Source organism: Haloferax prahovense DSM 18310, from assembly GCF_000336815.1.
GTDB lineage: Archaea > Halobacteriota > Halobacteria > Halobacteriales > Haloferacaceae > Haloferax > Haloferax prahovense.
The window spans coordinates 227,874-240,129 of the sequence record NZ_AOLG01000008.1; the positions used below are offsets into that span (position 1 = coordinate 227,874).

Here is a 12,256-nt window from a genome sequence, read left to right on the forward strand (position 1 = left end):
CTTTCGCAAGCCGGAACGGTTTTTGACACGTCTACGAAGTGTCACCTATGGCTCCCGTCTCCTTCGCCGGCGCGCTCGTCGGCGTCTCCCTCCTCGGTGCCGGCTGGTCGCGCCTCAGCGCCGGCCGCCTCGAACGCCGAGACGCGTCTGTCCAGCGGTTCAGACAGCGAGTGCGAAGCAACTGGCTCTACGCCGCCGTCCTGTTCGTCGGCGTCGTCTGGTGGACGAACGCGGACCGGGCGGTCCTCACCGCCGCCGGTCTCCCGGCCGACTGGCCGTGGACGGTTCTCGGCTGGGCGCTCATCGCCGTCGGTGCCGCAGTCGTGGCGACCGTCTCGTACTTGGGCGCGTTTCCCGTGGCGAGGCGCGTGCGGGGCGTCGATATGGGCGCGGGGACGGCCGCCGCGAAGATGTTCCGCTATCACCTCGTCATCGCGGCGCTCGTCTTCTGCGTGGTGACCGTTGTTCAGGCCGAACTTCGGTACGCGGAGACTAACGGCATACTCACGCTTTTCGCCCTCGGAACGGCCGCATACGTCTTTTCGACACCGCTCGTCGGCGTCTCGCAGACGACGACGGTTCCCGACGACACGACGCGCGAGCGACTCGACCGCCTGTGCGACCGCGCCGGTCTCTCGGTCGCTCGGATTCGACTCCTCGACGGCGGCGGTCACCGCTCGGACCACCTCACCCGCGGGCCGGTCGGTCGGCGGACGCTCTTTCTCACCGACTCGCTTCTCGACCGCTACGACGACGAGACGGTCGCGGCGCTCTTGGCGCTCGATGCCGCGCGTCTCGGCCGGTTCGTCTACGAACTCCGACTGTTCACCGTGACTGCGGTCGCCGGACTCGTCGTCTGGGGTGTCGGTCGGTCGCCGTTCGGGTTCGCCCTGTCGTTCTTGGCCTTCGCCGGTGTCGGCGTGATACTACTCGTGACCGGCGAGTACGCGAGCAAACGGCTCATCTACCGGGCTGACGAGGCGGCGGCAGAACGGGTCGGCCGCGCGGTCGTCGCCGACGCGCTCGACGCGACCGCGGACGAGGTTGACACCGGCCGCGCGGGGTCGCGCCTCTCGTTCGAGCCGTCGCTGGCGTCGCGCATCGAGCGACTCCGAGACGGCTCCGGCGCGGGCGAGGCGGGGGCGTAGAGACGCCGCTCCGCGGACCCGAAGTTATCCTTCGACGAGGTGGTCGAGCAGGCGGTCGAACCGGTCGACGAACCGTTCTGGAAGCGACGGCGACACGTCGTCTAAGAGCCGGGTCGTCCGCTCGGGGTGGGTGAGGACGAGCGTCACGCGGTTGTGCAGGTCGCGTTCCTTGCGGACCACGTCGCGTTCGACGAGGTGGTCGAGGTGCCACTCCAGCGTGCTGCGGGCGACGCCGATGTCGTCGGCCACGTCGTCGGGGCGGGCGTCGCCGTGTTCGAGGAGGTGGCCGAGGATGTCGCGGGCGGTCTCCCGGCGGACGAGCGCGAGCGCGCCGCGCTCCCACGCGTCGAACTCCGGCGGGAAGTAGTGCGTCCGCCCGTAGAACTCGGAGCGGCGGACCGTCTCGTCGGAGAGCAGTCTGCGGACGTGGTGTTGTACCTGGCCGGGAGCGAGGTCGAGCGCGCGAACGAGCTCGTTGAAGTGGACTCCCGGATTGTGCTTGATGTGGTCGGCGACGCGGGTTCGTGTCTCACTCATGGGTCGTTGACCCCCGCCTCGCGCTCGATGCTCCGGGCGTAGTAGATGGCCGCGAGGACGAGTCCGGCCATCACGAGGTCCAAGAGGTGTTCGACCACGTGGTGGTCGAACTCGGAGAGGACGCCGCCGAGCGTCAGCGCCGCGACGGCCGCCCGCGACGCAAACGCCAAGAGCGCCAGCGCGACGAGCAGGTGCGACCGCGTCCGTCGCCGGAGGAAGACGGCGACGCCGAGTGCGGCCAGCGTCACCGACGAGACTCCCGCGAGGACGACAACCGCGGTCATCCACGGACTGCCCGCTTGGACGTGCCCCGGAACGAGCGCGAGGTTCCACGGGGGCTCCATATCCCCTCATACTGGGGGTCCGAACCTAAGGGGGCATGCTCGTTCTCGATTTTCGGGAATCGGACTACCGCCGGTATTCGGCCCGCTCACCGGCGAAACCGACGGTCGCCTCTCGCGGCCGCGAGACGGTGGATTCACCACCCCGCCGGCCCGAACGAGCGACATGAACACGCTCCGAATCGCGGGCGGACAGGTGCTCCGCCCCGACGCGACGGTCGAGGACGCGGACGTACTCGTGGACCGAGACGAGGGGACTATCCTCGACATCGGCGCGGACCTCGACGCCGACGAGACGCTCGACGCCGAGGGCTGTCTCGTCACGCCCGGTCTGGTGAATGCTCACTGTCACGTGGCGATGACGCTCCTGCGCGGCTACGCCGACGACAAGCCGCTCGACGCGTGGCTCCGCGAGGACATCTGGCCCGCCGAGGCCGCGCTCACGCCCGAGGACGTGCGCGTCGGCGCGGAACTCGGCCTCGTGGAGATGATTAAGTCGGGGACCACCGCGTTCGCGGACATGTACTTCCACGTCCCCGAGGTCGCCGCCGCGGTCGACGAGGCCGGCCTCCGCGCCCGCCTCGGCCATGGCGTCGTCACGCTCGGGAAAGACGACGAGGACGCGCGGGCCGACATCGACGAGAGCCTCGACGTGGCCCGCGAGTTCGACGGCGCGGCCGACGGCCGGATTCGGACCGCCGCGATGCCGCACTCGCTGACGACGGTCGCGGAGGACTACCTTCGCGAGTTCGTCGCCGACGCGCACGCCGAGGACATCCCGGTCCACTACCACGCCAACGAGACGACAGACGAGGTCGACCCCATCGTCGACGAGCGCGGCGAGCGCCCGCTGTCGTACGCGAAGGAACTCGGCATGCTCACCGCCGACGACTTCCTCGCCCACGGCGTCCACGTCGACGACGCGGAAATCGACCTCCTCGCCGACGCGGGCACCGGCGTCGTCCACTGCCCGGCGTCGAACATGAAACTCGCCTCCGGCATGGCTCCCGTCCAGAAACTGCTCGACGCGGGCGTCACGGTTGGTCTCGGAACCGACGGCGCGGCCTCGAACAACGACCTCGACATGTTCGACGAGATGCGCGACGCCGCGATGCTCGGGAAACTCGCCGCCGCCGACGCGAGCGCCGTCGCCGCCGGCGACGTGGTGCGGATGGCGACCGCCGGCTCGGCCGACGCCATCAACCTCCCCGGCGGCGCGCTCGAAGTCGGCGGCGCGGCCGACCTCGCCGTCGTCGACCTCGACGCACCGCACCTCACGCCCGCCAACGACCTCGTGAGTCACCTCGCGTACGCCGCCCGCGGCTCCGACGTTCGCCACACGGTCTGCGACGGCCGGGTGCTGATGCGGGACCGCGAGGTGCTGACGCTCGACGAGGACGCCGTGATGGCCCGCGCCAGCGAGGCGGTCGCGTCGCTCCGCGAGCGCGTCTGAATCGCCGCCGTCCGGTCCGCCGCCGCACCGCCCTCCGACCTCGCTACCCGGCCAACTCGATGCGCAGTCCGTCGTCGGTCACGCTGACCTCCATGCGCTCGAACGTCCGGTGGTACTGCGCGACGTGTCGGCCGTCGCTGTGGTCGACCATGATTGATTTCTCGAACAGCGACGCCTCGTGGAGCCGCTTGACCTCCCGGTAGGCGGTCGACAGCGGCACGTCGGCCCGACAGCTCAGCTCCTTGACCGTCAGCGGCTCGTCGGCGACGCGCAAGAGGTCGGGAACCGCGGGGGCGCTCATCAGGGCGAACAGCTCCTGCTCGGCGACCGTCTTGCCGTTATCTATGACGAGCATCGGCCCTCGGCGATACAATCTCCCCGTTGACACTTGTAGATTCGGGGGCGGCGACCGCCTTCGGTAGGGTTTTCGGACCCCTCTCCGAACCCACGGGTATGAGCGAACACTACGCTCCCGTCTCCGAGCACCTCGACGACGTCGAGGCCGCCCGGACCGAGGGACGACGCAAGATGGACTGGGCGCTCCAGCACATGCCCATCCTGCAGGAGCTCCGCGAGCAGTTCGAGTCGGAACAGCCGCTCGACGGCGAGGTCGTCGGCATGGCGATGCACGTCGAGGCGAAGACGGCGAACCTCGTCGAACTGCTGGCGCTCGGCGGCGCGGAAGTCGCCATCACCGGCTGCAATCCGCTTTCGACCCACGACGACGTGTCGGCGGCACTCGACGCCAACGACGACATCACCTCCTACGCCGTCCGCGGCGTCGACGAGGAGGGCTACTACGCGGCCATCGACGCCGTCATCGCCCACGAACCGACCGTCACGGTCGACGACGGCATGGACATGGTCTTCACCATCCACGAGGAGTACCCCGAACTCATCGAGACCATCGTCGGCGGGGCCGAAGAGACCACGACCGGCGTCCACCGACTCCGCGCGATGGACGAGGACGGCGAACTGAACTACCCCGTCTTCGCCGTCAACGACACGCCGATGAAGCGCCTGTTCGACAACGTCCACGGCACGGGCGAGTCGTCGCTGGCGACCATCGCCATGACGACGAACCTCTCGTACGCCGGCAAGAACGTCGTCGTCGGCGGCTACGGCTACTGCGGCAAGGGCGTCGCCAAGAAGGCGTCCGGCCAGAACGCGAACGTCATCGTCACCGAGGTCGACCCCCGCCGCGCGCTCGAAGCCCACATGGAGGGCTACGACGTGATGCCGATGGAGGAGGCCGCGAAGGTCGGCGACGTGTTCATCACGACCACCGGCAACCGCGACGTCATCACCCGCGAGGACTTCGAGAACATGAAAGACGGCGTCCTCCTCGCGAACGCCGGTCACTTCGACATCGAAATCGACCTCGACGCGCTGTCGGACCTCGCGGTCGACGAGTACGAGGCCCGCGACGGCGTCGACGCCTACGAACTCGAAGACGGCCGCCGGCTGAACGTCCTCGCCGAGGGCCGCCTCGTCAACCTCGCGTCGCCCATCGCGCTCGGTCACCCGGTCGAGGTCATGGACCAGTCGTTCGGCGTGCAGGCCGTCGTCGTCCGCGAACTCGTCGAGAACGGCGACGCCTACGACGCGGGTGTCCACGACGTGCCCGACGAACTGGACCGCGAAGTCGCCGAAATCAAGCTCGAAGCCGAGGGCATCGAGTTCGACTCGATGACCGACGAGCAGCGCGAGTACATGGGTAGCTGGGCCCACGGAACGTAAGCCGACTCGCTCCCCCACACCCCGCGCGCTGACCGTTTTTCTACTGTTCTCGACCGCGCTCGGTCCACTCGCCGGCCCGCCAGACGCACGCGACGCCGCCTATCCACGCCGCGAGCCGCATCGCCTCGATAGCCGCGTCGGACGGCGTTTTCCACCCCCAGCCGGTCGGGACGCGTTCGCTTTCGACCGGCTCGACGACGTAGTACCGCCCCTCGGACTCGACGTAGTGCGTCTCCGTCTCGTACAGCTCCGACCCACTCACCGTGCTACTGCCGTTTCGGACGGCGTCGCGGACGTACCGCGGCGACTCGTCGAGGTCCTCCGAGAGATTTCGTCTCACCGTCTCGGTCGACACCGGGTGGAGCGAGAGCGTGAGAGTGCGCCCGTCGAGGGTCGCGTTCGGTTCGAAGTAGCGGCCGTCGGCCCGGACGTAGTCGAACGACCAGAACTCGGGATGGACGTCGCGGTCCGGGTCCAACTCGAGTTCGACCGGGTCGCCGCGGGCCATGTCGATGATGCTTGCGCACTCGGCCGACTGGAGGGGGTTCCACCCGCACGATTTGACCCGGTAGAACGCGTCTGCGGTGTGCGGGAGGTAGTCCACCGCCGACGCCTCGTAGGTGTACGTCTTCTCGGAGGAGACGCCGTCGGGATAGAGGTACAGCGGGTTCGCGAGGAGGGCGACCCCGAGAACGAGGAGGACGACGGCGCGCCGGTTCTCGCGGTTCATACGGACAGTATCCGTCAGCCGATGGATAGCTCTGGTGGCGCGTCTCCTTCGACGCCGGCTTCAGTGCGCGGCCATCCCCGAGAGGACGTTGACGCAGTAGACACCCGCGAGGATGAGAAGCAGGCCGACGACGCCAGTCAAGTCGACCGGTTCGTCGAACACGACGACGCCGATGGCCGCGACGCCGACGATGCCCAGCGCGGCCCACGTCCCGTACACCACGCCGATGGGGAGTTCTTCGAGCGTCAGCGAGACGAGGTAGAACGCGAGTCCGTAGCCGACCACCACGCCGAGGCTCGGGAGGGGCTTGGAAAAGCCCGCGGACAGTTTGAGCGCGGTCGTTCCGACCAGCTCCGACGCGATTGCGCCGGCGAGTAACGCGTACGGGTTCATGTCTGTTGGTCACGACACGACCCCGATGAGCGTTCTGCAATCGCCCACCACTTGCGCTCCGTTGCTCGCCGCCGAACGGGAAATATCAAACTACTAACGTGTGGGCGAGAGAGCCCCGCCCATGACCGAACTCGGGGAACTCGGCCTGTCGAACTACGAGGAGAAGGCGTACCGGACGCTCCTCGTCACGGGTGCCGCGACAGCCGCGACCGTCTCGGACGCGAGCGGCGTCCCGAACGGCCGGGTTTACGACGTGCTCAACGGGCTTCGGGCGCGCCGGTTGGTCCGAGCGCAGTCGACCCAGCCGACGCGATACGTCGCCGTCGACCCGGCCGCGGCGGTCGAGCGACTGCTGGCCGAGCGCGCCGCGGAACTGCGCGAGGAGTGGACGCGGTATCGCGACGTGGCCGACGCGGTCCGGTCGAACCTCCTGCCGACGCCGCCGGCCGACGGGAGCGTCTGGCTCGGCCGCCTCGGCGGCGACGAGATGCGGACGGCGATGCACGAGCACGTGCGGGCGGCGACCGAGTCCGTCTCGGCCGCGGTCGGCCCGCCGTACGAGCGGGCCTCGTGGGAGACGCTCCGCACGGAGTTCGACGCGTTCTTCGAGGGCGCTCGCGACGACCTCGACGTGTCGCTGCTCCTCAGCGACCCCGTGCTCGACTCGCTCCCCGACGAGTTTCGGGAACTCGTGGCGTCGAAGCCGCAGACGGTTCGAGTCCGGTGCCTGCCAAGCCTGCCGGTCTCGTTCGACGTCGTCGACGGGACAGTCGCGTCGGTCGACATTCCGCACCCACAGTCCGCCGCCGACCGCCTCGGCGTCGTCGTGGTGACGGACGCGGCAGTCGTCGACGAGTTCGCTCGCCAGTTCCGAGCGCTGTGGCCCGACGCCGTCCCGCTTTTCGAGTGACGCCGGCGTTCCGGTGGCGCTCTCGGACGACGTTCGCCCCATTTATCACCGCCCGCGGCCGACTCCCGACCATGTCTTCGAACAGAAAGGGAGACCGACGCGAGCGCGAACTCGTCAACCGCCTCGACGAGGCCGGGTTCGCGGTCATGCGCGCGCCCGCCTCCGGGAGCGCGACGACGCGCGAACTCCCCGACGTGCTCGCGGGCAACGGCGAGGTGTTCTACGCCATCGAGGCGAAGGCCTCCAGCGGTCGCCCTATCTACCTCGACGGCGAGGAGGTCGAAGCGCTCATCTACTTCTCGCAGAACTTCGGCGCGAAGGCCCGAATCGCCGTCCGATTCGATCGCGAGGACTGGTACTTCTTCCATCCCGGCGACCTCTACGTGACCGACGGCGGGAACTACCGCGTCAAAAAGGAGACGGCGCTGGCGGAGGGCGAGGACTTCGAGTCCTTTACCGGCGGGCCGACACAGACCAAACTCGGCGACGACTGAGGTCGCGCCCCGAGTCTCTTCACCCTCCGCGTTCGCTCACGCCCGAGCGAGTCGCTCACCGAGCGTGCGAGCGCCGACGAACCCGCGCTCGACGCGACTGAGCCGCGAGGCGGGGAACCGATAGGCGTGCAGTCCGCCGAGGTCCGAGAGGCCGGCGTTCACCGGCAGCGAGTCGAGGTAGACGGCCTCGAAGGTCGGTTCGTGGTCGCCGTAGTCGCGGTTGCTCTCGAACGCGGCGACGAGTTTCCCCGTCTCGGTCGGCGTCTCGTCGGCTCGGGTGCCGAGCGCCCGCGTGACGACGAGGAGACCGCCGCTCTCGCGGTCGCGGACGAGGTCGCCGGCGCGGTGTTCGTGGTCGCGGCAGAGTTGGGGCCCCGTCGCGTCCATCGGGACGAACGTCTCGTCGCCGCAGACGGCGCAGGTGGCGCTCCGGCGCCCCGGCGGCGGGACCTCGCCACGGGTGATTTCGATGGCGACCCGGCGGAGGTGCTTACAGCGGACGTGTCGGATGGCGTTGTCGGGGCAGGTGCAGGTGCGGGCTTCCACGTCGACGACGTAGGTGCCGCCGTCGGTCTCGACGACGTAGCGACCGTCGCGGAGCGGTCGGACGGCCATCGGTTCGACGCGGGCGCGGCGGGCGCGACCGGCCAGTCCGTCGGACGGGAGCGTGGTCTTGCGGCGCACCGGGCGGCGAGTCGACGCGGGTGTGTGTGCGATGTGCGTCATGGTGGTGCGGGATTCCGACCCTACCAGCGGCTGTTCGGGGTCAGTTTCCGTCACCTGTGTATAGGTTCTCGAACGACCTAAACCCTCGTTTCACGTGGAAAATCGGGCGCGTGAGTGGCTCTCGTCGGACATCCGCCCATCGAAGACCTTTTAGAACGGCCGCGGATACGTCGTCGCATGGCTATCGAAGCGGAGATGCGGCGGAAGATTGCCGTCTCCATCGTCGCGGTCGGGGTGTTCATCGCCCTCATCGTCGGCATCGGTGCGACCTACAACCAGAGTGGACTCATCTCCACCGGCGGGTTCGCACTCGTCGGCGCCATCACGGCGTTCGTGCTCGTGATGGCTGGTATCGGCGTCTGGCTGTCGCGTTCTTCCTAATCCTCTCGGTCGGTTTCGGCGACCCGGTCGTCGCCACGCCAGCGCTCGACGCGCAGCCGCGGCGCTCGTGGGTTGGGTACGTCGTCAGCACGGACTCCGTCAGTCGGCGGCTTCGTCCGCAGCGACCGCGTCCGCGTCGTTCGTCGCCGTCTCGAAGTACTTCATCGGGTGCTTGATGGTGTCACAGCGGTCGTCGCGGTTCACACAGAGGTCGTACGCCTGCATCGTCTCGCAGGTCGGTGGCGCGTACTGCGACCCGCTCGAGTCCGCGAGGACCGTCGCCCGCTTTTCGAGTTCCTCGGCGTTCGCGTCGCCGACGACGCCACCGACTTCCTCGGGTTCGAGGCCGACGCCGACGAGGAACGCCGCGAGCGCGAACGCCGCCTCGTTCGGGAGGTCCTCGCCGTCCTGCGCCCGCGCCAACAGCGCCCCGACGCAGGGCGGGAAGTGGTCCGGGTCGACCGAGTCGACGTAGACGACGTTGACCGCGCCGCGGTCCGAAAGCAGGTTCCGCAGGCGCTCGACGTGGGGTTTGAGCGCGTCGGCGAGTCGGTCGCCCGCGTCGCTGCCGCGGACGGCGAAGGGAAGCCCCTCTGCGACCCGGCGGCGGACCGCCTCGCGGAGCAGTTCCGAGAGCTCCTCGCGGGTGACGCGGACCGCGCCGTCGGCCAGCGAGCGGTTGACGAGTCGCCAGTCCGCGCCCCAGTCGGTGTCGGAGTAGGTGAGGTACGGTCCCACGTCGACCCAGTAGTGGTCGGGCGCGCGTCGGCTGTTCCGATTCCGGTTCGACCCGGCCCGCACCGCGCCGTCGAGGTCGAACTCGCGGAGGAAGTCGTCGAGGCTCGCGCGGGCCTCGCCGTGGACGTCGTCGTCGCCGGCGTCGAAGTCGGCGAGCATGCGCTCGTAGGCCGTGTCGGCCTCGGCGCGGGCGTACTTGTCCACCGCCGCGGGCGTCTCGACGAGCGAGACGATGATGCGGGAGATGGGGTACGAAAGCAGTTCCGTCTGGGTGTCCCACCCGTAGGCCTCGTCGGGGTCGGGCTCGACGGTGCCCTCCATGAGGGCGCGTTCGACGCGCTCGACGCCACGCTCGACGGCCGGGGCGTCCTCGGCGACGAGCGTCGCGATGGCGACGTCGGCCGATTCGACCGCCTCTCTGGCCGCGGCGAAGAACGGGTATCGGGCGTGGAGCGGGCGCATCCGCATACCGCCACGTTCCGGGTGCCCACCGATAAACGCGACGGATTCGGTGGTGGCGGGCGCGGGCCGTGCAGTCGAGTCCCGTGGCGGGGTGTCGCCGGCGACGGCGCATCACACAACCTATTACCGACCACTTCCTCAGGCTCTCACGTGCCGCACTTCGACTACCCGTGTCCGGACTGCCGCGCCACCACCAGTCTCCACGACGCCGACTGCCGCTTCGAGGGGACCCCGTGGGTCGAAGTCGAGCGCGCCTACGTCGACATCGTCTCGGTCCTCGCTGGCGGCCCGTGCGACGAGGAGACGCTTCGCCGCGAAGCGCCGGGCGAGTGGGGGCCGCTCCAGCAGGCCGCGCTCCGACGACTCAAGCGCGACGAGCGGGTGTCGGAAGCGAACTCGGGCGTCCTCCGCCTTCTCACCGCCGAGGAGTTCAGAGAGGAGGTGTCCGAGCCGACCCGGGAACCGATGCGGACGCTCCACCAGTACGGGAGCGTCCCCGGCTGTCACGACAACGCCGTCTTCGCCATGATCGCGTGGTACGAGATGGTCGGCCTGTCGTGGCCCGAGACGCGCGAAAACGTCGTCAACTGGCTCCGCGACACCGGCGCGTGGGACCGCGGCGGCTTCGAGGAGGCGACGCCCGCCGAACTCGTCGAGAAGAAGCGCCACGTCTACGACGCGGGCTACGGCTGGAAGGAAAAGGCCGTCTCGGCCAAGCGCGTCATCGACAGATACCGTTCCTGAGCGCCGACCCAGTTCTCCCTTCGACACAACGTTCCCTTCGATTCTCCCGCTAACCCGGCGTAACCGTTAGGCGTTTCTCGCGCGTTTGTGGTGTCGTGAGTGCCCCCGAGTCCGCCGTCTCTTCCGACGCCGAGTTCCCCGAGGAGTCGCGGGGAACGCGACGCGCCCTCGCGGTCGTCATCGCCGTTGTCTTCATCGACCTTCTCGGGTTCGGCGTCGTCATTCCCATCCTCCCGTTCTACGTCCGAAGCTTCGGCGTCAGCGACGTGTACATCGGGTTCTTGGCGGCGTCGTACTCGCTCATGCAGTTCCTCTTCGCGCCCGTCCTCGGCCGCATCTCCGACCAGCGGGGCCGCCGGCCGGTCATCATGCTGTCGCTCGTCGGGAGCGTCCTCGCGTGGACGGTCTTCGGCGTCGCCGGCGAAATCGGCCTGCTGTTCGGCACGACGCTCGCGGTGGCGACGCTGTTCGCCTCGCGGATGCTCGCGGGGGCGATGGGCGGCAACATCGCCACCGCGCAGGCGTACATCGCCGACATCACGCCCCCGGCGCGGCGGGCCGGCGCGCTCGGCCTCGTCGGCGCGTCGTTCAGCCTCGGGTTCATCTTCGGGCCGGCTCTCGGCGGTCTGATGGCCTCCGAACCGGTCGTCACCACCGCCCGCGACCTGCTCCCGTCGTTCGTGCCCGCGACGCGGTTCTCGCTGCCGAGTTTCACCGCGGCGGCGTTGAGCCTCGTCAGCCTCGGCTTCGCGTTCGTCTTCCTGCGCGAACCCGAGCGCACCCGCGCGCCGGCCGGCACGCCCGCGACGACGCTCGTCTCGCAGTTCCGCACCGCCCTCGCCGACGACGACCTCCGGGGACTCGTCGTCTCCTTTTTCGTCGTCTCGGTCGCCTTCTCGGGGATTCAGGTCATGTTCATCCCCTTCGCGGCCGACGTGTACGGCTACGGCGAGACCGAGACGGCGCTGTTTCTGACCTACATCGGCCTGCTCGGCACGCTGAATCAAGGGGTCGTCGTCGGCCGACTCGCCCGGCGGTACTCGGAGGCGAAACTGGCGGTCGTCGGCGCGGTCGGACTCCTGATCTCGCTCGCGTTGCTCCCCTTTTCGCCCGACATCGGGGCGGTGCTCCCCGCGGTCGGCGGCCCGCCGTGGCTCACCCGCGAACTCGTGGCGCTCCTCCTCGTCGGGGCGCTCCTGTCGTTCGGCAACGGGATGTTGAACGTCTCGCTGTCGACGCTCGTCTCCACGTCGGCGTCGGCCGACCAGCAGGGCAACGCCTTCGGGGTCACGCAGGGCGCGGGAAGCCTCGGCCGGACGCTCGGCCCGCCGTCGATGGCGGCGCTGTACGTCCTCGCGTACTGGTCGCCGTTCGTCGTCGGGGCCGCGCTCATCGTGCCCGTGGTCTACGTCCTCGCGTCCGTCGCGCGCCGGCCGCGGGCGGAAGCGCCCTGAGTGCC

At 69.3% G+C, this 12,256-nt stretch carries 15 protein-coding genes; 8 read left to right on the plus strand and 7 right to left on the minus strand.

Annotated elements, in window-relative coordinates; genetic code table 11:
• The first annotated feature begins 47 nt into the window (after positions 1 to 47).
• On the plus strand, positions 48 to 1,148 hold the full coding sequence (locus C457_RS01200) for a hypothetical protein (RefSeq protein WP_008091209.1): 1,101 nt from the start codon (positions 48 to 50) through the stop codon (positions 1,146 to 1,148).
• Positions 1,149 to 1,172: 24 nt separating this feature from the next.
• Here C457_RS01200 and C457_RS01205 read toward each other — a convergent pair whose 3' ends face one another.
• On the minus strand, positions 1,173 to 1,685 hold the full coding sequence (locus tag C457_RS01205; RefSeq protein ID WP_004045277.1) for a winged helix-turn-helix transcriptional regulator: 513 nt from the start codon (positions 1,683 to 1,685) through the stop codon (positions 1,173 to 1,175).
• On the minus strand, positions 1,682 to 2,029 hold the full coding sequence (locus tag C457_RS01210) for a DUF7471 family protein (RefSeq protein ID WP_008091217.1): 348 nt from the start codon (positions 2,027 to 2,029) through the stop codon (positions 1,682 to 1,684). Before C457_RS01210 ends, C457_RS01205 begins: the two co-directional genes overlap by 4 nt.
• A gap of 163 nt (positions 2,030 to 2,192) precedes the next feature.
• On the opposite strand from C457_RS01210, the gene C457_RS01215 reads away from it, so the two are divergent.
• Positions 2,193 to 3,479 carry an amidohydrolase gene (locus C457_RS01215; RefSeq protein WP_008091218.1) on the plus strand — a complete coding sequence of 429 codons (1,287 nt, stop codon included), beginning with the start codon at positions 2,193 to 2,195 and terminating at the stop codon, positions 3,477 to 3,479.
• A 43-nt stretch (positions 3,480 to 3,522) separates the two neighbouring features.
• Here C457_RS01215 and C457_RS01220 read toward each other — a convergent pair whose 3' ends face one another.
• The gene (locus C457_RS01220; RefSeq protein WP_004973886.1) at positions 3,523 to 3,834 is read right to left on the minus strand and encodes a helix-turn-helix transcriptional regulator; all 312 of its coding nucleotides are present in this window, start codon (positions 3,832 to 3,834) and stop codon (positions 3,523 to 3,525) included.
• 98 nt (positions 3,835 to 3,932) lie between these two features.
• Here C457_RS01220 and C457_RS01225 point away from each other — a divergent pair, with 98 nt between their 5' ends.
• Positions 3,933 to 5,219 carry an adenosylhomocysteinase gene (locus tag C457_RS01225; protein WP_008091222.1) on the plus strand — a complete coding sequence of 429 codons (1,287 nt, stop codon included), beginning with the start codon at positions 3,933 to 3,935 and terminating at the stop codon, positions 5,217 to 5,219.
• A 40-nt stretch (positions 5,220 to 5,259) separates the two neighbouring features.
• Here the strand turns inward: C457_RS01225 and C457_RS01230 are convergent, their stop codons facing one another.
• Both C457_RS01230 and C457_RS01235 read right to left on the minus strand, forming a co-directional pair.
• The gene (locus C457_RS01230) at positions 5,260 to 5,949 is read right to left on the minus strand and encodes a hypothetical protein (RefSeq protein ID WP_008091224.1); all 690 of its coding nucleotides are present in this window, start codon (positions 5,947 to 5,949) and stop codon (positions 5,260 to 5,262) included.
• A 60-nt stretch (positions 5,950 to 6,009) separates the two neighbouring features.
• A complete protein-coding gene (locus C457_RS01235; RefSeq protein WP_008091226.1) occupies positions 6,010 to 6,342 on the minus strand; it encodes a DMT family transporter in 333 nt (110 codons plus the stop codon).
• Positions 6,343 to 6,463: 121 nt separating this feature from the next.
• On the opposite strand from C457_RS01235, the gene C457_RS01240 reads away from it, so the two are divergent.
• Positions 6,464 to 7,252 carry a TrmB family transcriptional regulator gene (locus C457_RS01240; RefSeq protein WP_008091228.1) on the plus strand — a complete coding sequence of 263 codons (789 nt, stop codon included), beginning with the start codon at positions 6,464 to 6,466 and terminating at the stop codon, positions 7,250 to 7,252.
• A gap of 71 nt (positions 7,253 to 7,323) precedes the next feature.
• Positions 7,324 to 7,746: a Holliday junction resolvase Hjc gene (gene hjc / locus C457_RS01245; protein ID WP_004973874.1), complete on the plus strand. Its 423-nt coding sequence runs from the start codon at positions 7,324 to 7,326 to the stop codon at positions 7,744 to 7,746.
• A gap of 36 nt (positions 7,747 to 7,782) precedes the next feature.
• Here the strand turns inward: hjc and C457_RS01250 are convergent, their stop codons facing one another.
• Positions 7,783 to 8,430 carry an SWIM zinc finger family protein gene (locus tag C457_RS01250; protein WP_008091231.1) on the minus strand — a complete coding sequence of 216 codons (648 nt, stop codon included), beginning with the start codon at positions 8,428 to 8,430 and terminating at the stop codon, positions 7,783 to 7,785.
• A 219-nt stretch (positions 8,431 to 8,649) separates the two neighbouring features.
• Between C457_RS01250 and C457_RS01255 the strand changes: the two genes are divergently transcribed.
• Positions 8,650 to 8,853, plus strand: coding sequence for a DUF7472 family protein (locus tag C457_RS01255; RefSeq protein WP_004973872.1), 204 nt, complete (start codon positions 8,650 to 8,652; stop codon positions 8,851 to 8,853).
• 99 nt (positions 8,854 to 8,952) lie between these two features.
• On the opposite strand, the gene C457_RS01260 is transcribed toward C457_RS01255, so the two are convergent.
• The gene (locus tag C457_RS01260) at positions 8,953 to 10,053 is read right to left on the minus strand and encodes a DNA primase eukaryotic-type large subunit (protein WP_008091232.1); all 1,101 of its coding nucleotides are present in this window, start codon (positions 10,051 to 10,053) and stop codon (positions 8,953 to 8,955) included.
• A 150-nt stretch (positions 10,054 to 10,203) separates the two neighbouring features.
• Between C457_RS01260 and C457_RS01265 the strand changes: the two genes are divergently transcribed.
• Together C457_RS01265 and C457_RS01270 are read left to right on the plus strand one after the other, a co-directional pair.
• Positions 10,204 to 10,797: a DUF7474 family protein gene (locus tag C457_RS01265; protein ID WP_004973869.1), complete on the plus strand. Its 594-nt coding sequence runs from the start codon at positions 10,204 to 10,206 to the stop codon at positions 10,795 to 10,797.
• A 95-nt stretch (positions 10,798 to 10,892) separates the two neighbouring features.
• Positions 10,893 to 12,251 (plus strand): MFS transporter, encoded by a 1,359-nt coding sequence (locus C457_RS01270; RefSeq protein ID WP_008091233.1) that lies wholly within the window; start codon positions 10,893 to 10,895, stop codon positions 12,249 to 12,251.
• Positions 12,252 to 12,256 lie beyond the last annotated feature (5 nt).

Coding starts and splice junctions, on each gene's coding strand:
- C457_RS01230 (WP_008091224.1), bottom strand. CDS start 5,949: ATGAACCGCGAGAACCGGCGCGCCGTCGTCCTCCTCGTTCTCGGGGTC.
- C457_RS01235 (WP_008091226.1), bottom strand. CDS start 6,342: ATGAACCCGTACGCGTTACTCGCCGGCGCAATCGCGTCGGAGCTGGTC.
- C457_RS01260 (WP_008091232.1), bottom strand. CDS start 10,053: ATGCGCCCGCTCCACGCCCGATACCCGTTCTTCGCCGCGGCCAGAGAG.
- C457_RS01240 (WP_008091228.1), top strand. CDS start 6,464: ATGACCGAACTCGGGGAACTCGGCCTGTCGAACTACGAGGAGAAGGCG.
- C457_RS01225 (WP_008091222.1), top strand. CDS start 3,933: ATGAGCGAACACTACGCTCCCGTCTCCGAGCACCTCGACGACGTCGAG.
- C457_RS01215 (WP_008091218.1), top strand. CDS start 2,193: ATGAACACGCTCCGAATCGCGGGCGGACAGGTGCTCCGCCCCGACGCG.
- C457_RS01200 (WP_008091209.1), top strand. CDS start 48: ATGGCTCCCGTCTCCTTCGCCGGCGCGCTCGTCGGCGTCTCCCTCCTC.
- C457_RS01220 (WP_004973886.1), bottom strand. CDS start 3,834: ATGCTCGTCATAGATAACGGCAAGACGGTCGCCGAGCAGGAGCTGTTC.
- hjc (WP_004973874.1), top strand. CDS start 7,324: ATGTCTTCGAACAGAAAGGGAGACCGACGCGAGCGCGAACTCGTCAAC.
- C457_RS01210 (WP_008091217.1), bottom strand. CDS start 2,029: ATGGAGCCCCCGTGGAACCTCGCGCTCGTTCCGGGGCACGTCCAAGCG.
- C457_RS01205 (WP_004045277.1), bottom strand. CDS start 1,685: ATGAGTGAGACACGAACCCGCGTCGCCGACCACATCAAGCACAATCCG.
- C457_RS01255 (WP_004973872.1), top strand. CDS start 8,650: ATGGCTATCGAAGCGGAGATGCGGCGGAAGATTGCCGTCTCCATCGTC.